At 60.7% G+C, this 17,191-nt stretch carries 18 protein-coding genes and 2 riboswitches; of the genes, 8 read left to right on the top strand and 10 right to left on the bottom strand.

Annotation, left to right across the window (positions count from 1 at the left end; genetic code table 11):
- Positions 1-107 precede the first annotated feature (107 nt).
- Genes gcvP through gcvT form a run of 3 tightly spaced genes read right to left on the bottom strand, consistent with a single transcriptional unit; the run spans position 108 to position 4,496 of the window.
- The gene (gene gcvP / locus CCGE531_RS10410; RefSeq protein WP_120664090.1) at positions 108-2,972 is read right to left on the bottom strand and encodes an aminomethyl-transferring glycine dehydrogenase; all 2,865 of its coding nucleotides are present in this window, start codon (positions 2,970-2,972) and stop codon (positions 108-110) included.
- A complete protein-coding gene (gene gcvH, locus CCGE531_RS10405) occupies positions 2,972-3,334 on the bottom strand; it encodes a glycine cleavage system protein GcvH (protein WP_120664089.1) in 363 nt (120 codons plus the stop codon). The genes gcvP and gcvH overlap by 1 nt, the downstream gene beginning before the upstream one ends.
- Positions 3,335-3,359: 25 nt before the next feature.
- Positions 3,360-4,496 (bottom strand): glycine cleavage system aminomethyltransferase GcvT, encoded by a 1,137-nt coding sequence (gcvT, locus tag CCGE531_RS10400; RefSeq protein ID WP_120664088.1) that lies wholly within the window; start codon positions 4,494-4,496, stop codon positions 3,360-3,362.
- A 71-nt stretch (positions 4,497-4,567) separates the two neighbouring features.
- A riboswitch (glycine riboswitch) is annotated at positions 4,568-4,645 on the bottom strand.
- 3 nt (positions 4,646-4,648) lie between these two features.
- Positions 4,649-4,732, bottom strand: a riboswitch (glycine riboswitch).
- A 168-nt stretch (positions 4,733-4,900) separates the two neighbouring features.
- On the opposite strand from gcvT, the gene CCGE531_RS10395 reads away from it, so the two are divergent.
- The 8 genes from CCGE531_RS10395 to CCGE531_RS10360 all read left to right on the top strand — a co-directional run bounded on the left by CCGE531_RS10395 (position 4,901) and on the right by CCGE531_RS10360 (position 11,255).
- Positions 4,901-5,434 (top strand): copper chaperone PCu(A)C, encoded by a 534-nt coding sequence (locus CCGE531_RS10395; protein ID WP_120664087.1) that lies wholly within the window; start codon positions 4,901-4,903, stop codon positions 5,432-5,434.
- Between the two features lie 186 nt (positions 5,435-5,620).
- The gene (locus CCGE531_RS10390; RefSeq protein ID WP_120664086.1) at positions 5,621-6,619 is read left to right on the top strand and encodes an RluA family pseudouridine synthase; all 999 of its coding nucleotides are present in this window, start codon (positions 5,621-5,623) and stop codon (positions 6,617-6,619) included.
- A complete protein-coding gene (locus CCGE531_RS10385; protein ID WP_120664085.1) occupies positions 6,616-7,269 on the top strand; it encodes an HAD-IA family hydrolase in 654 nt (217 codons plus the stop codon). The genes CCGE531_RS10390 and CCGE531_RS10385 overlap by 4 nt, the downstream gene beginning before the upstream one ends.
- 9 nt (positions 7,270-7,278) lie before the next feature.
- A complete protein-coding gene (locus tag CCGE531_RS10380) occupies positions 7,279-8,064 on the top strand; it encodes an ATP12 family chaperone protein (RefSeq protein ID WP_120664084.1) in 786 nt (261 codons plus the stop codon).
- Positions 8,065-8,133: 69 nt separating this feature from the next.
- Complete coding sequence (locus CCGE531_RS10375) at positions 8,134-8,604, top strand: hypothetical protein (protein ID WP_120664083.1); 471 nt, start codon at positions 8,134-8,136, stop codon at positions 8,602-8,604.
- A gap of 78 nt (positions 8,605-8,682) precedes the next feature.
- The gene (locus CCGE531_RS10370; protein WP_120664082.1) at positions 8,683-10,215 is read left to right on the top strand and encodes an acyl-CoA carboxylase subunit beta; all 1,533 of its coding nucleotides are present in this window, start codon (positions 8,683-8,685) and stop codon (positions 10,213-10,215) included.
- Between the two features lie 123 nt (positions 10,216-10,338).
- Positions 10,339-10,731, top strand: coding sequence for a DoxX family protein (locus CCGE531_RS10365; RefSeq protein WP_120664081.1), 393 nt, complete (start codon positions 10,339-10,341; stop codon positions 10,729-10,731).
- 134 nt (positions 10,732-10,865) lie between these two features.
- Entirely contained in the window at positions 10,866-11,255 is a 390-nt protein-coding gene (locus CCGE531_RS10360) for a DoxX family protein (protein ID WP_120664080.1), read from the top strand.
- Between the two features lie 4 nt (positions 11,256-11,259).
- Here the strand turns inward: CCGE531_RS10360 and sugE are convergent, their stop codons facing one another.
- The 7 genes from sugE to CCGE531_RS10325 all read right to left on the bottom strand — a co-directional run bounded on the left by sugE (position 11,260) and on the right by CCGE531_RS10325 (position 17,139).
- Entirely contained in the window at positions 11,260-11,574 is a 315-nt protein-coding gene (gene sugE / locus CCGE531_RS10355; RefSeq protein ID WP_120664079.1) for a quaternary ammonium compound efflux SMR transporter SugE, read from the bottom strand.
- Positions 11,575-11,722: 148 nt separating this feature from the next.
- Positions 11,723-12,559: an S-formylglutathione hydrolase gene (fghA, locus tag CCGE531_RS10350; protein WP_120664078.1), complete on the bottom strand. Its 837-nt coding sequence runs from the start codon at positions 12,557-12,559 to the stop codon at positions 11,723-11,725.
- Between the two features lie 121 nt (positions 12,560-12,680).
- The gene (locus CCGE531_RS10345; protein WP_075850584.1) at positions 12,681-13,121 is read right to left on the bottom strand and encodes a YaiI/YqxD family protein; all 441 of its coding nucleotides are present in this window, start codon (positions 13,119-13,121) and stop codon (positions 12,681-12,683) included.
- A gap of 48 nt (positions 13,122-13,169) precedes the next feature.
- Entirely contained in the window at positions 13,170-13,472 is a 303-nt protein-coding gene (locus CCGE531_RS10340) for a type II toxin-antitoxin system RelE/ParE family toxin (protein ID WP_120664077.1), read from the bottom strand.
- Between the two features lie 3 nt (positions 13,473-13,475).
- The gene (locus CCGE531_RS10335) at positions 13,476-13,754 is read right to left on the bottom strand and encodes a type II toxin-antitoxin system ParD family antitoxin (RefSeq protein WP_245458829.1); all 279 of its coding nucleotides are present in this window, start codon (positions 13,752-13,754) and stop codon (positions 13,476-13,478) included.
- Between the two features lie 87 nt (positions 13,755-13,841).
- Positions 13,842-14,969, bottom strand: a complete 1,128-nt coding sequence (locus CCGE531_RS10330; RefSeq protein WP_120664076.1) for an S-(hydroxymethyl)glutathione dehydrogenase/class III alcohol dehydrogenase — start codon at positions 14,967-14,969, stop codon at positions 13,842-13,844.
- A 160-nt stretch (positions 14,970-15,129) separates the two neighbouring features.
- Positions 15,130-17,139, bottom strand: a complete 2,010-nt coding sequence (locus tag CCGE531_RS10325) for an acetyl/propionyl/methylcrotonyl-CoA carboxylase subunit alpha (RefSeq protein ID WP_120664075.1) — start codon at positions 17,137-17,139, stop codon at positions 15,130-15,132.
- Positions 17,140-17,191: the final 52 nt, after the last annotated feature.

Below are 17,191 nucleotides of genomic sequence, written 5' to 3'. Positions count from 1 at the left end.
GCCGCGCATCCGGTAGGACGCGCGGCGTTTTCATAGACAAGTTTCGCAATAGATTTATGTCTGTTTCCAGCGAAGCGACTGAACCGCTTCGCTTTTTCGCAAAAATCCTATTCGGCTGCCTCGGCGTAGGATTCCAGCGGCGGGCAGGTGCAGATCAGGTTGCGATCGCCATAGACGTTGTCGATGCGATTGACCGGGGACCAGTATTTATCCACACGGAACGCGCCGGGCGGGAAGCAGGCCTGTTCGCGCGAATAGGGGCGATCCCATTCGCCGACGAGGTCTTCCACCGTGTGCGGAGCGTTCTTCAGCGGATTGTCGGTCTTGTCCATGCGACCGTCTTCGATGGCGCGGGCTTCCTCGCGGATCGCCAGCATCGCCTCGCAGAATCGGTCGATCTCGGCCTTCGTTTCCGATTCGGTCGGTTCGATCATCAGCGTACCGGCAACCGGCCAGCTCATGGTCGGTGCGTGGAAGCCGCAATCGATCAGGCGCTTGGCGACATCGTCGACCGTCACGCCGGCACTTGCGGCCAGCGGGCGGGTGTCGATGATGCATTCATGCGCGACGCGTCCGGCCTTGGACTTGTAGAGCACATCGTAGGCGCCCTTCAGCCGCGCGGCGATATAGTTGGCGTTGAGGATCGCCACCTTCGTCGCCTGCGTCAGGCCTTCGCCGCCCATCATCAAGCAGTAGCTCCAGGAGATCGGCAGGATGGAGGCCGAGCCGAAGGCTGCCGCCGAGACCGCGCCGCTGCGGCCGTCCGTTTCCGGATGGCCGGGCAGGTGGGGTGCCAGATGCGCCTTGACGCCAATCGGGCCCATGCCGGGGCCGCCGCCGCCGTGCGGAATGCAGAAGGTCTTGTGCAGGTTCAGGTGGCTGACGTCAGAGCCGATATCGCCGGGGCGCGAGAGGCCGACCATGGCGTTCATGTTGGCGCCATCGAGATAGACCTGGCCGCCATGCTTGTGCACGAGATCGCAGATCTCCTTCACCGTCTCCTCGAAGACGCCATGCGTCGAAGGATAGGTGATCATGCAGCAGGAGAGGTTGTCGGCATATTGCTCGGTCTTGGCGCGGAAATCGGCCATGTCGATATCGCCGTCGTCGCTGACCTTGACGACCACGACCTTCATGCCCGCCATCTGTGCCGAGGCGGGATTGGTGCCGTGCGCGGAGGTCGGGATGAGGCAGATGTCGCGATGACCCTGGCCATTGGCAATATGGTAGTTGCGGATGGTCAGGAGGCCGGCATATTCGCCCTGCGCGCCGGAGTTCGGCTGCATGGAGAAGGCGTCGTAGCCGGTAATGGCGCAGAGCTTGTCCGTCAGATCATCGATCATCTCGCGGTAGCCGAGCGCCTGATCGGCCGGCACGAATGGATGGATATCGGAAAACTCCGGCCAGGTAATCGGCAGCATTTCCGCGGTCGCATTGAGCTTCATCGTGCAGGAACCGAGCGGGATCATCGAACGGTCGAGCGCCAGATCGCGGTCGGAGAGACGACGGATGTAACGCGTCATCTCGCTTTCGGCGCGGTTCATGTGGAAGATCGGGTGCGACAGGTATTCGCTGGTGCGCAACAGGCTCTTCGGCAGGCGATAGGACGGCTCGAAATCGGCAATGCGGAAATCGTCGCCGAATGCGCGCCACACGGCTTCCACCGTTGCCGGGCGGGTGCGTTCGTCCAGGCTGATGCCGATCTTCGTCTCGCCGACCTTGCGCAGGTTCACGCCTTCGGCGACGGCCGCGCGCAGGATGAGACCCTGCATGTGACCGACCTCGACGGTGATCGTGTCGAAGAAGTTTTCCGGTTCGACGGTATAGCCGAGCTTCTCCAGCCCCTTGGCCATCAGTACGGCCTTCTGGTGCACTTGCTGGGCGATAGCCTTGAGGCCTTGCGGGCCGTGGAAGACCGCATACATGGAGGCCATGACGGCAAGCAGCACCTGGGCGGTGCAGATGTTCGACGTCGCCTTTTCGCGGCGGATATGCTGCTCGCGGGTCTGCAGCGACAGGCGATAGGCGCGATTGCCACGCGCATCGACCGAAACGCCGACGAGACGACCGGGCATGGAGCGCTTGTAGTCGTCCTTGACGGCCATAAACGCAGCATGAGGGCCACCATAGCCGACAGGCACGCCGAAGCGCTGCGAGGAGCCGATGGCGATATCCGCGCCCATTTCGCCGGGTGATTTCAGCAGCGTCAGGGAGAGGAGATCGGCCGCCATGATGGCGATTGCGCCGGTCTGGTGCAGGCGTGCGATCAGACCGGTGAAATCGTTGATGTGACCATGCGTGCCCGGATACTGGAAGACGGCGCCGAAGACGTCGACGGGGTCGAGATCGGTGAAGGGATTGCCGACGATGACGGTCCAGCCGAGCGGCTCGGCGCGGGTCCTGATCAGCGCGATGGTCTGCGGGTGGCATTCGGCATCGACGAAGAAGGCTTTTGCCTTGGATTTCGCGACGCGTTCCGCCATCGCCATGCCTTCGGCCGCGGCGGTCGCTTCATCGAGCAAGGATGCATTGGCGACATCGAGACCGGTCAAATCGCTGATCATCGTCTGGTAGTTCAGGAGAGCCTCGAGGCGGCCCTGGCTGATCTCGGGCTGGTAGGGCGTATAGGCCGTGTACCAGGCCGGGTTTTCCAGGATATTGCGCTGAATGACCGGCGGCGTGATCGTGCCGTAGTAGCCCTGGCCGATGAGGGAAACCAGGACCTTGTTCTTGTTGGCGGTCTCGCGCAGCCTGTCGAGCGCCTCGCGCTCCGTCATCGGCGCGCCCCAGGCGAGCGGCGCCTTCTGGCGGATGGCTGGCGGCAGCGTCGCGTCGATCAAGCCATCGAGGCTGTTGTAGCCGATCACCTTGAGCATATCGGCCATCTCGGAGGGAGACGGGCCGATATGGCGACGATTGGCGAAATCATATGGCTGGTAGTCGGTGAATGTGAATTCCGTAGGCGTCGTCATTATCCGATCAGCTCCTTGTAACCGGATTCATCAAGAAGACCATCGACATCGCCAACATTCTTCAATTTGAGCTTGAAGAACCAGCCGGCACCCATCGGGTCGGAATTGACGAGCGCCGGATCGGCGGTGATGGCTTCGTTGACTTCGGTGATCTCTCCGTCGAGCGGACAATAGACTTCAGAGGCCGCCTTGACGGATTCGACGGTTGCCGCGTCGTCGCCCTTGGAGAAGCGGGCGCCGACTTCGGGCAATTCCACGAAAACGAGGTCGCCGAGCTGTTCGGCCGCATGCGCGGTGATGCCGACTGTGGCGACATCGCCTTCGATCTTCAGCCACTCGTGTTCTTCGGTGAATTTCAGCATGGATAATCCTCTCTGGAAAAGACGTTCAACGTTTGTAGGTTGGCTTGATGAAAGGCAGGGCGCTGACGGCGACGGCTAAGTATTTGCCGCGCACCTCGGCGTAAACGATAGTGCCGGGCGAGGTGAATTCAGTCGGCACATAGCCCATCGCGACCGGAGATTCGACGCTCGGGCCAAAACCGCCTGAGGTGACTTCGCCGATCTCCGCCTTGCCTTCGGCATCGGCATAGAGCTTGGCATGGCCGCGCACCGGTGCCTTGCCCTCCGGCTTCAAGCCGACGCGGCGGCGCGAGGTGCCGCCATCGAGTTCGGCGAGAATGCGGGTTGCGCCGGGAAAGCCGCCGGCGCGCGCGCCGCCGGTCTTGCGAGCCTTCTGGATGGCCCATTCCAGCGCGCCTTCGATCGGCGTCGTCGTCTGGTCGATGTCGTTGCCATAGAGGCAGAGGCCGGCTTCGAGGCGCAGCGAGTCGCGGGCGCCGAGGCCAATCGGCTGGACGTCCGGATGCTCCAGCAGCCGCTGGGCGATATCCTCGGCCTTGTCGGATGGCACGGAGATTTCAAAACCGTCTTCGCCGCTATAGCCGGAGCGCGACACGAGGCAGGAAACGTCGTGAAGGCGACAATGGCGCACATCCATGAACTTCATGTGGGCGATGTCGGCCCAGAGTTCGGCAAGCACGTCGACGGCGCGCGGTCCCTGAAGGGCAATGAGGGCGCGATCGAGTAATGTAACTTCGCAGCTCTCGCCTATATGCTCTTGAAGATGCTTGAAATCCTGCTCTTTGCAGGCGGCGTTCACCACGACGAAAAGATAGTCGTCCATATGGGCGATCATCAGATCGTCGAGGATGCCGCCCTTGTCGTCGGTGAAGAAGCCGTAGCGCTGGCGATTTTCGGCGAGGCCGAGAATATCGACCGGCACGAGGCTTTCCAGCGCAAGCGCTGCATCCTCATATTTGCCGGAGCGGGCGCGGATCGTTACCTGACCCATGTGCGACACGTCGAACAGGCCGGCGGAGGATCGGGTCCAAAGATGTTCCTTCAGCACGCCGGGGGCATATTGCACGGGCATGTCATAGCCGGCGAACGGCACCATGCGGGCACCGAGCGACAGATGCAGGGCGTGAAGGGGTGTTGTCTTGAGGGCAGCGGTCTCGTCCAAATGACGCCTCCGGGTTTTGCGCTCATCTCGAAGCGCAGAGCTCACAATTTCGGCGCGACTGCGCCTGACGATGAGCCCCCTCTGTCTGTTTGCCTGAGATTGTTATCCCTTCGGCGAACGCTTGCGCGCTTCTCTCCAGAGTTCCGTCTGCCCCTTGCTGGTCCTTTGGCCTGAGAGTTTCCGGGGCGGTTGCTCCTTCGGCACCGGCTTGCGCCGGATTCTCCCAACAAGGTCAGTTGCCATTATCCGGTCCCGATCGAAGATGGCAAGGGGCAAATGTCGCCGCTGAACAAATTTTTGTCGCGCCGATCAATCCTGCGTTCCCTAATGATTACGGGCCTTTGCAACTGTCATGGGAGAGGCTATCCCTTCTGGTCGATTGAGGAACCGGGCAGGAGATGACGATGAACCGCAACCAGGCCGCCACATTGCTGATTTCGATCGGCGCATTGTCGCTGTCCCTCGGCGGGGCAATGGCGCAGGACAGCGGCGCGATGAAGTCCATGCCCGGAATGCATATGGACGCCAGCGCGGCGCCTTCCGGCTCCGCTGCGGCGAAGCTCGGCAATCTCGATATCAGCGGCGGCTATGTTCGCGCCATGCTTCCAGGTCAGCCGGTCGGCGGCGGCTACATCACAATCCACAACGGCGGAAAGGCGGACGACAAGCTCGCCTCCGTGACCTCGTCGGCCGCCGGCAAGGTGGAGCTGCATGAGATGAAGATGGATGGCGAGATCATGAAGATGCGTGAAATCAAGGGCGGCATCGCCATTCCCGCCGGCGCCACCGTGACGCTTGCGCCCAACACGATGCACATGATGTTTAAGCAGGTGAAGGCGCCCTTCAAGCAGGGCGGCACGGTGCCCGTAATGCTGATGTTCGACAAGGCCGGCATGGTCGACATCAATCTGCCTATCGTCTCGGCCAAGGGGAACTGAGCCAGAAAATTATCCTGCCGTATAATTCCGGTTTCCACTTTTCCTCGAAATGCTCTAAAGCCACGTCAAAAGGCCAGGAAATCTCCGGCCGCGGGGCTGATGGTCCCGTCGTTTGAATTCGCATGACCCCGTCCAACGAGCGCGTGGCGCTCCCTGGGGCATGCCGCGGTATTTGAAAGAAGAAGTATGGCCGGGATTGAACATATACAGGTCGAGCCTGAGGAAGCCGGCATGCGCCTCGACCGCTGGTTCAAGGTGCATTTTCCAGGGCTCGGCTTCGGGCAATTGCAGAAGCTGATGCGTTCCGGACAGGTGCGTGTCGATGGTGGCCGCGTGAAGACGGATGCGCGCGTGCAGCCGGGGCAGACGGTGCGCGTGCCGCCGCTCGATGTCGATGCAAAGGCGCTGAAGAGTGGTCCGATCGCCAGCAACGACCTCAAACACGCCGGCGACGGCGAGCTTCTTGCGCGCATGCTGCTGCATGAAGACGACAAGGTCTATGTGCTGAACAAGCCCGCGGGCCTTGCGGTGCAGGGCGGCTCCGGCCTCACACGTCATATCGACAAGATGCTGGAGGCGTGGACGAGCAAGAAGGGCGAAAAGCCGCGCCTGGTGCACCGTCTCGACCGCGACACATCCGGTGTACTTGTCGTTGCCCGCACCCGTGGTGCCGCGCAGAAGCTGACGGCGGCCTTTCGCGAGCGCGACACCAAGAAGACCTATTGGTCGCTGGTCAAGGGCGTGCCGCGCAAGCACGAGGACAAGATTTCCACCTGGCTGGTGAAGGAAGCGACGCCGGATGGCGACCGCATGCGTATCGCCAAGCATGGCGAGGAGGGCGCGGATCACGCCATCTCCTACTATCGCGTGCTCGAAACCGCGGCGCAGAGCCTCGCATGGCTGGAAATGGAACCCTATACCGGCCGCACGCACCAGTTGCGTGTCCACGCGCTGCATATGGGCCATCCAATCATCGGCGATCCCAAATATTTCGATGATGATCCGAATTGGGATTTTCCGGGCGGTGTTCAGAAGCGCCTGCATCTGCATGCGCGTCACATCGATATCCCGCATCCGAACGGCGGGCGGCTCCGCGTCACCGCGCCTTTGCCGCCGCATATGGTGCAGACCTGGAACCTTCTTGGCTTTGACATGGAATCGGCGGGGGAGCCGGACGACGAATGAGGCTGGTCCTTTTCGACTGCGACGGCACGCTGGTCGACAGCGCGCGGCTGATCCACGAGGTCATGGCGCGAACCTTTGTCGCCTTCGGCTATAAGCGCCCCGACGTTTCGGCGACGAAGTCGATCATCGGCCTGTCGCTCGATATCGCCATTTCCCGCCTGCAGGGCAAGCCGCATGTGGACGAGGAAGCGATCGCGATGACGGCGCATTACAAGTCGATCTTTCCCGACGTGCGGGACGAGGCCGACATGCAGACGCCGCTCTTCGACGGCATCAAGCCGCTGATCGAGACGCTTGCGGGCCGCGATGAACTGCTGATCGGCGCGGTGACGGGTAAATCCCGCCGCGGTTTGACCCACATCCTTGAGGTCAACGATTTCACGCCCTATTTCATAGTCTCGCGCACCGCCGACGATTGCCCGTCCAAGCCGCATCCGGCGATGGTGACGGAATGCTGCGACGAAACAGGCATGGATCCGCACGATACCATCGTGATCGGCGATGCCATCTACGACATGCAGATGGCGAAGGCGGCGGGCGCGACCGCCATCGGCGTCGCCTGGGGCTATGCCTCGGTGGAAGAGCTGCTGGCGGCCGGAGCCGATGCCATCGCCCACCATCCGAACGACCTGTTGAGCCATATTCTCTGAGGTGACGCCATGCGCGACCTGTTGAACGATCTTTCCGAAGGTCTTAGCCATCCCGATCCGATCCGCCGTGCGCAGATCCAGATGAAGAAGCCGTTGCCCAAGCGCTTCTACAAGGATGTGACGATCAGCGCGGACGAGGGCGGTCACGCCATCGCTCTCGACGGCAAGGTGGTGAAGACGCCGGCGCGGCATTCGCTGGCCCTGCCGACGGAAGCGCTTGCCAGACTGGTGGCCGCCGAATGGGCGCGACAGGTCGACGTGATCGACCCGGCCAGCATGCCGGTAACACGCCTCGTCAACACGGCCATCGACGGTGTTGCGACGGAGAGCCAGGCCGTGTTCGACGAAATCGTCCGCTTCTCCGGCAGCGATCTGCTTTGCTACCGCGCCGACGGACCGGAGCGCCTTGTCGAACGGCAATCGGAACGCTGGAACCCGGTGATCGAATGGGCGGCGCGCGATATCGGCGCCCGCTTCATCCTGGCCGAAGGCGTCATGCATCAGGAACAGCTAGGCGAAGCCACCACAGCCTTCGCCGCCGCGTTGCGCAAGTATGACACGCCGATGGAACTTGCGAGCCTGCATACGATCACAACCCTCACCGGCTCGGCGATCCTGGCGTTGGCCTTTGCCGAAGGTTTCCTGCCGCTCACGGATGTCTGGTCGCTTGCCCATCTCGACGAGGACTGGACGATCGAGCATTGGGGCAGCGACGAAGAGGCCGAACAGCGTCGTGCACAACGTTTTGAGGAATTTCAGGCCGCGACCGATGTTTTTTCCGCGCTTCGCAGTTGAACATTGTTGATTTCCAGTCCTTTATATCGGTCTTCGTATCTTAAAAGTTCGTAGGTCTGGACGGGTATCATGTCGTGGTTGAGGTCGGGTGTCGCTTCGGCGCTCGTGGGATGTTTGGCGCTGGCAGCCTGCTCAAGCTGGTCCGTCGACCCTCCGCCTCCTACCTATGCCCTGCGTAGCGCCACCGTGATTGCGGATCAGGCTCTGCCGCCGGTATCGCCGGCGCTGGCCGCAGCCGTCAACGATCGCGTCAATGCGGCGATCGCCGCAACGACCTACAATCAACCCTTGCCACAGGTCGCAATCACCGTCCGGCTGACCGATGTTCGCAGGGCGCGCGGCTTCAACCGCGATCGCAACAGCGCCAAGGTCAACATCGACGCTGCGGCGTTGGACGGCGGCGCCGTGGTCGCCATGGCATCTTTCGAGACCAAAACCACCGCTCCCGATCCGGCCACGGCGGATGAGTTGATGGCAGAGGATATCGCTGCTCGCGTCCGCTCCATCTTTTCGCTGACGACGCCGCGGCTGGCGGACTGAGCCGGCAGCTTCAAACGGTGCTTGGGCCATGCTAGAGCGAAAATGCTCTAGTCCAAGCGGTGAAGGAGAGAGAACCGCATGAAGGAAATCCTGCAGGAACTGGAGCGCCGTCGCGGTGTCGCGAGGCTTGGAGGCGGGCAGGTGCGCATCGACGCGCAGCATGCGCGCGGCAAGCTGACGGCGCGCGAGCGCATCGATATTTTTCTCGACGAGGGCTCCTTCGAGGAATTCGACATGTTCGTGGAACATCGCTCGACCGATTTCAGCATGGACAAGAGCAAGATCGCCGGCGACGGCGTCGTGACTGGGTGGGGCACAGTCAACGGCCGAACCGTTTTCATTTTTGCCAAGGATTTCACGGTCTTCGGTGGATCTCTTTCGGAAGCACATGCGGAAAAGATCACCAAGGTACAGGATATGGCACTGAAGAACCGCGCGCCGATCATCGGCATCTATGACGCGGGCGGCGCCCGCATTCAGGAAGGCGTGGCCGCGCTCGGCGGCTATGCCGAAGTGTTCCAGCGCAATGTGCTGGCGTCGGGCGTCATTCCGCAGATCTCCATCATCATGGGCCCGTGCGCCGGTGGGGACGTCTATTCTCCCGCCATGACGGACTTCATCTTCATGGTGCGCGACACATCCTACATGTTCGTCACCGGGCCGGATGTGGTGAAGACCGTCACCAACGAGACCGTTACCTCCGAGCAGCTCGGCGGCGCCTCGGTGCATACGACGAAATCGTCGATCGCCGATGCGGCCTATGACAATGATGTCGATACGCTGCTGCAGGTGCGCCGTCTCATCGATTTCCTGCCGCAGTCGAACACGGCGACAGTGCCGGAGATCGAATGCTATCAATCCGTGACCGAGCCCGATAACTCGCTCGATACGCTGATCCCGGCCAATGCCAACAAGCCCTACGACATCAAGGAACTGATCCTGAAGATCGCGGACGAGGGCGATTTCTTCGAGATACAGGAAAGCTTCGCCAAGAACATCGTCTGCGGTTTCGGTCGCATCGAAGGGGCCACGGTCGGCTTCGTCGCCAATCAGCCGATGGTGCTCGCCGGCGTTCTCGACAGCGATGCATCGCGAAAGGCGGCACGCTTCGTGCGCTTCTGCGATTGTTTCAATATCCCGATCGTCACCTTCGTCGATGTGCCCGGATTCCTGCCGGGAACCGCGCAGGAATATGGCGGGCTGATCAAGCATGGCGCCAAGCTGCTCTTTGCCTATGCCGAAGCGACCGTGCCGAAACTGACCGTCATCACCCGCAAGGCCTTTGGCGGCGCCTATGACGTGATGGCCTCGAAGCATCTGCGCGGCGATCTCAACTATGCCTGGCCGACGGCACAGATCGCCGTGATGGGCGCCAAGGGGGCGGTGGAAATCATCTTCCGCAAGGATATCGCCGATCCGCAAAAGATTGCAGCGCATACGAAGATGTACGAGGATCGTTTCCTGTCGCCATTCGTCGCCGCCGAGCGCGGCTACATCGACGAGGTGATCATGCCGCGCTCGACGCGGCGGCGGCTGGCGCAGGGGCTCAGAATGTTGCGCAACAAGGACCTGACCAATCCCTGGAAGAAGCACGACAACATCCCGTTGTAAGTCTGTGACAACAAGTCACGGATTTCGCACGGAAAATTGATTGGACGTCAGAATCCGTGTTTTCACGTTCGCGACCATCCACACTAATGCTTCCTCGTGGGGGAGTTAGAACTGGAGTTTAAAATGGCGCTTTCCGATCGGCTGAATCAGTATCAGCCCTATGCTCTTACTGTGTTGCGTATCGTCACCGGCCTGCTGTTCATCGAACATGGCACGCAGAAGCTTTTCGGCTTTCCGGCCGGCGGTCAATTTCCAAGCCCGCTGCCGACCTTGCTTTTGGTTCAGGGTATCATCGAAGTCGTCGGGGGATTGGCGACGGTCGCCGGATTCTTTACCCGCCCGGTTGCCTTCATTCTCTGCGGCAATATGGCGGTCGCCTATTTCATGGCGCATTATCCGAAGAATTTCTTCCCGGCCAACAATGGCGGTGACGGAGCGATCCTCTATTGCTTCCTCTTCCTGTTCCTGATCTTCGCAGGTCCGGGCCTTCTGGCGCTCGACAACAACAAGAAGTAATCCATTTATTCGGCGGGCTGGTGCTCGAGCCCGCCGAATAAATCCGTCTCTCGCGTGTTGATGCCTCTGTCAGCGAAGCGAGAATACTTTCGACAGGATCTCCCTTCGCATTCCCCCTTCGAACGGAGATCTTCATGTCACTTTCCGAGCGCTTGTCGCCCTATCAGCCTGCAGCCCTCGCAATTCTGCGAATCATCACTGCCCTGTTGTTCATCCAACACGGCACGCAGAAGCTCTTCGGCTTTCCGCCGGCACCTTACGCCATCACGACGCTGTTCTTCGCGGCTGCGATCATCGAGTTCGTGGGCGGTATCCTCATCCTGCTCGGTCTCTTCACCCGCCCAGTCGCCTTCCTCCTCAGCGGCGAAATGGCGATCGCCTATTTCAAGGTGCATATGCCGATCAATTTCTTCCCGGCCAATAATGAGGGAGATGGCGCGGTGCTATTCTGCTTCATCTTCCTGTTTCTGGTGTTTGCCGGATCGGGAAAATGGGCGCTGGACAATCGCCAGCGCCGCCCGTAGCCCGTCAGGCCGCGAGCTTGAGGCCGGCAATGCCGGCCACGATCAGGCCGATGCAGAGCAGTCGGACGAAAGTCGCGGGATCGCCGAGCAGCCATATGCCGAGCAGAACCGTGCCAACCGTGCCGATGCCGGTCCAGACCGCGTAGGCGGTGCCCATCGGCAGGGTCTTTACGGCCAAACCGAGCAGCACGACGCTGATGATCATGGATATGACGGTGAGAACCGTCGGCATCGGCCGGGTGAATCCGTCGGTATATTTGAGGCCGACCGCCCAGCCGATTTCGAACAAGCCTGCGAGGAAAAGCAGGAACCAAGCCATTTTACGCTCCTTTGTTAAGAGCGAGGCCGTCCCCGCGGTGTCTGCGGCCGGTTATGGGCGCCGGCCGCCGCAGTCGTCTGCGTATTGCCTATATGCCTTTGCCGAAGGCACTTTTCAAGGCAAGAACCGCATGGCAGCCATGCCATCTTCACCGTGCCAGGCGTTCGGCATGCCACTTCAGATGATCGTCCATGAAGCTGGAGATGAAGTAATAGGAATGGTCGTAGCGGTCATGCATGCGCAGGGTCAAATCGATGTCGGTGCCCTTGATCGCCTCTTCGAACAGCCAGGGACGCAGGCCGTTTTCAAGGAAGCTGTCGGCCTTGCCCTGGTCGACAAGGAATTCGGGGAAGCGGGCGCCGTCTTCGACGAGTGCGCAGGCGTCGTAGCGGCGCCATGCGGCCTTGTCGCTGCCGAGATATTTTTCGAGGGCAGGTGCGGACCAATCGGCCGTCGACGGCTGTACGATCGGGGCGAACGCCGAGCAGCTCTTGAAGCGCTCCGGGTTCCTCAGCGCGATCGTCATGGCGCCGTGGCCGCCCATGGAATGGCCGAAGATGGCCTGGCGGCTCATATCGGCACGGAATTGCTTCGATATGATCGCGGGCAGTTCCTCGGCAATGTAGCTGTACATCTGGTAGTTTTCGGCCCAGGGCGTTTCGGTGGCATCGAGATAGAAGCCGGCGCCTTTGCCCATTTGCCAATTGGTCAGCTCGTCCGACACATCGTTGCCGCGCGGGCTTGTGTCCGGGCAGACGATGATCAGGCCGAGCTCGGCGGCCATGCGGCGATACTCGCCCTTTTCCATGACGTTGGCATGGGTGCAGGTGAGGCCGGAAAGATACCAAAGGACGGGGCGGGGCTCCTTGATCGCCTGCGGCGGCACGAAGACGGCGAAGGTCATCTCGCATTTGCAGGCTTCGGACTCATGCGAAAAGACGCCCTGCATGCCGCCGAATGCTGTGTTCTGGGAAATGATGTTCACTGCTGGCCTCCAGGCGTTTGATGGATTTTAGAGCGTTATGGCTTTTCTTCGAACCGCCACTACGCTCTAATATTTTGATTTTGCATGATCTTATCCAAAAACCGCTGCGCACTTTTTGAGATCATGCTCTAGCACGCCGGCAGAGCCGGTCGAAGGTTTCGAGAAAGGCGGAGCGGTCGCGTGGCGAGAAGGCGGCATTGTAGCCCTTGCTTTCGCCGGTTTCGCGAAGATGCGCGCCGAGATCGCGCATGGCCGTGGCCATGCCGATATTCGTTTTGTCAAAGATGCGGCCGGTCGGCCCCGTCACCAGCGCTCCGGTCGCGACGCAACGGCCGGCAAGCGGCACGTCCGCGGTGACGACGATGTCGCCGGCACCCGCATGCTCGGCGATCCAGTTGTCGGCGGCATCGAAGGCGTTGGAGACAATGACGTTATGCACCATCGGATCCCGCGACGGCCGCAGCCCGGAATTTGCGACAAAAGTCACCTCGATGCCGTGGCGTTCGGCAACTTTCAGGATCTCCGGCTTCACCGGACAGGCATCGGCATCGACATAAATCATTGTGCTAAGCTTAAAATGGAACATCCGGGAACGATGAAAGACATGGCATCAATCATCAAAGAAGCGATGATAATCTCTCGCGGCGTGAAGGAAGCGGATCAATTCTACGCCGGAACCGTTCGCCAGTGGATCATAGATTATGATGTACTGTCTGAAAGGAAACATACGAAGATTTGGATATTTCGGAAACCGTTGAACGCCGAGCAGCGGATTAACGGCGAGGATCTGATATCGTTTTTCCAATTCCCGAACCGAAGCATCCGCTGCGGCGGAGTTTTCTTCCGTAATGTATGCCCAGGCCGAGCGAACATCTTCAACGAAAAGCGGCCTTCGGATTATCTGTCCTGCCATGCGTTACTTCTGCCGACGGAACTTCGACAGCAATTCGTCCGCCGATTCCATCGGCTTAGCCTCACCGCTTTCCAAACCGAGAGCAATCTCTCGTTCCATATCCGCGATGAAGGCATTCGCCTGCTTTTCGTGGTCTTCAAGTAAGCGTAAGCTCGCTGCGATGACATCCTTCGCGCCGTGATAACGGCCCGATCCGACGAGTTGGTCGACAAGCTTTTGCTGGCGGTCGGTCAATGAAACAGATTGGTTTCGATGCATGACGATGTCCTGGTCCTTACCCACGGAACAGTAGCACAACAGATGCAGCCGTTCATGAATAAATTGGACCGGAGCGATGAGTGTCGCTCCGATCCATAATTTCCTGGATGCTCAGTAAACCACCACGCCCCTGACACTTTTTCCGGAGTGCATGAGCTCAAAGCCCTTGTTGATGTCTTCGAGCGGCATGGTGTGGGTGATCATCGGATCGATCTCGATCTTGCCCTCCATGTACCAGTCGACGATCTTCGGCACATCGGTGCGGCCGCGCGCACCGCCGAAGGCCGTCCCCATCCACGAGCGGCCGGTCACCAGCTGGAACGGACGCGTCGAGATCTCCTGGCCGGCGCCGGCAACGCCGATGACCACCGACTTGCCCCAGCCGCGATGCGAAGCTTCGAGCGCCTGGCGCATCACCCTGGTGTTGCCGGTGCAGTCGAAGGTATAGTCGGCACCACCGATCTGGTCGGCGCCGCGCTTCGTCATGTTGACGAGATAGGGTACGATGTCGTCGCCGACCTCCTTCGGGTTGACGAAATGCGTCATGCCGAAGCGCTCGCCCCAGGCCTTCTTGTCATTGTTGAGATCGACGCCGATGATCATGTCGGCGCCGGCCAGCCGCAAGCCCTGGATGACGTTGAGGCCGATGCCGCCGAGACCGAAGACGATCGCCGTTGCCCCGATCTCCACCTTGGCGGTGTTGATGACCGCGCCGATGCCTGTCGTGACGCCGCAGCCGATATAGCAGATCTTGTCGAAGGGGGCGTCGGGATTGACCTTGGCAACGGCAATCTCCGGCAGCACGGTGAAATTGGCGAAGGTCGAGCAGCCCATATAGTGATGGATCTTGTCCTTGCCGATCGAGAAGCGCGAGGTGCCGTCCGGCATCAGGCCCTGGCCTTGCGTCGAGCGGATCGCCGTGCACAGGTTGGTCTTGCGCGACAGGCACGACGGGCATTCGCGGCATTCGGGCGTATAGAGCGGAATGACATGGTCGCCCTTCTTCACCGACGTCACGCCCGGTCCGACATCGACGACGATGCCGGCACCCTCATGGCCGAGGATCGCCGGAAACAAGCCCTCCGGATCGGCGCCAGACAGGGTGAAGTCGTCGGTGTGGCAGATGCCGGTCGCCTTGATCTCGATCAGCACCTCGCCGGCCTTCGGCCCCTCAAGCTGGACCGTCATCACCTCAAGCGGTTTTCCTGCCTGCACGGCAACGGCGGCGCGAACGTCCATGATCTCATCCCTTTTTGCTATGATTTGGTCCGCACGACATTGGCACGGGCGCGCCGGGCGGCTCAAGCCAAAATCAGACACTTAGCGTCGCAATTATCATGTTTTAGCCGAGCAATCGCCGCGCGGTTTTTCCGAAAAGGTGGCGATACTTATATCCGGATCAGGCAAATTCCATGATCACGGCATCGACGGCGAGGCTTTCGCCCGGCTTGGCGTTGATCTTGCCGACGACCAGGTCGCGTTCGGCGCGCAGGACATTTTCCATCTTCATCGCCTCGACGATGGCCAGCGTCTCGCCGGCCTTGACGTCCTGTCCCTCTGCAACGGCAATGGCGACGACCAGGCCGGGCATGGGGCAGAGAAGCAGCTTCGACGTATCGGGCGGCAATTTGACCGGCATGAGCTTGTCGAGCTCAGCCTGACGCGGGGTGAATATCTTGGCTCTGACGGAAATTCCCTGCCAATCTATGCGCAAACCGTTCAGCACGGTGCGGATCTGGGCGGTCAGCTTGCGGCCGCCTACGGTGCCGGCCCAAACGGCATCGCCGGGACGCCAGTCGGTTGAAACGGTCACAGTCTTGCCGCCCACCTGCATGTCCATCTCGAAAGGAATGGTCACCACGCCTTCGAGCAGCGCCACCGGCAGATAATCGGTGTCGAGCTTGACAATCCAGTTCTCCGGCAATGGGCCAGCCGCAGGGCGCAAGCGATCGGCATAACGCTCGCGGCGATTGGATTCGGTCAGGCTGCAGGAAAGGGCGACTGCCGCAAGCAGGGCGGCCTGGTCTTCATCCGGCGTCACGGGCGCGAAGCCGTCGGGATATTCCTCGGCGATGAAGCCGGTGGAGAGACGACCCTCGCGCCAGCGCGGATGCTTCATCAGCGCGGAAAGGAATGGCATGTTGTGTTCGATACCGTCGACGACGAAGCCATCTAGGGCCTCGCCCATCGCTTCGATCGCCTCCAGCCTGGTTGGCGCCCAAGTGCAGAGTTTGGCGATCATCGGATCGTAGTACATGGAGATCTCGGCACCTTCGAAGACGCCGGTGTCGTTGCGGACGACCGATTTTTCCGTCCTCGTCTCGCGCGGCGGGCGATAGCGCGTCAGACGGCCGATCGAGGGCAGGAAGTTGCGATAGGGATCTTCTGCGTAAAGGCGGCTTTCGATCGCCCAGCCGTTGAGCGCAATATCCGTCTGCTTGAATGGCAGCTTTTCGCCGGCGGCAACCCGGATCATCTGCTCGACGAGATCGATGCCGGTCACCAGCTCCGTCACCGGATGCTCGACCTGCAGGCGGGTGTTCATTTCGAGAAAGTAGAAATTCCTGTCGCGATCGACGATGAATTCGACCGTACCGGCGCTTTGATAATCCACGGCCTTGGCCAGCGCCACGGACTGCTCGCCCATCGCCTTGCGCGTCGCTCCATCGAGGAACGGCGAGGGCGCCTCTTCCACGACCTTCTGGTTCCGACGCTGGATGGAGCATTCGCGCTCGCCGAGATAGACGACGTTGCCATGGGCATCGGCCAGCACCTGGATCTCGATGTGCCGGGGATCGACGACGAATTTCTCGATGAAGACGCGGTCGTCGCCGAAGGAGTTTTTCGCTTCCGAACGGGCGCGCTCGAACCCGTCGCGCACCTCGTCCTTGCTCCAGGCGATGCGCATGCCCTTGCCGCCGCCGCCGGCGGAGGCCTTGATCATGACGGGATAGCCGATCTCGCCGGCGATCCGCTCGGCATGATCGGCGTCGTCGATGATGCCGAGATGGCCCGGAACGGTGGAGACCTTGGCGGCATTGGCGAATTTCTTCGATTCGATCTTGTCGCCCATGGCCTCTATCGCCTTCGGCTTCGGGCCAATGAAGACGATGCCTTCCTTCTCCAGCGCCGCGCAGAAGGCGGCACGCTCGGAAAGAAAGCCGTAACCCGGATGAACCGCTTCGGCGCCGGTCTCTTTGCAGGCGGCGATGATCTTCTCGGCGACGAGATAGCTTTCGGCTGCGGGTGCCGGACCGATATGGACTGATTCATCGGCCATTTCGACGTGCAATGCGTCCCGATCGGCATCGGAATAGACCGCAACCGTCAAGATACCCATCCGGCGCGCGGTCTTGATCACACGGCAGGCGATCTCGCCGCGATTGGCGATCAGGATTTTCTTGAACATGCGATCTCCGCCCAAATACTCTATTCAGTCAGTGTTTTAGCCATAAATTGCA

It is taken from the genome of Rhizobium sp. CCGE531 (genome assembly GCF_003627795.1).
Taxonomy (GTDB): Bacteria; Pseudomonadota; Alphaproteobacteria; order Rhizobiales; family Rhizobiaceae; genus Rhizobium.
This window is presented reverse-complemented; position numbering and strand designations above follow the sequence as displayed.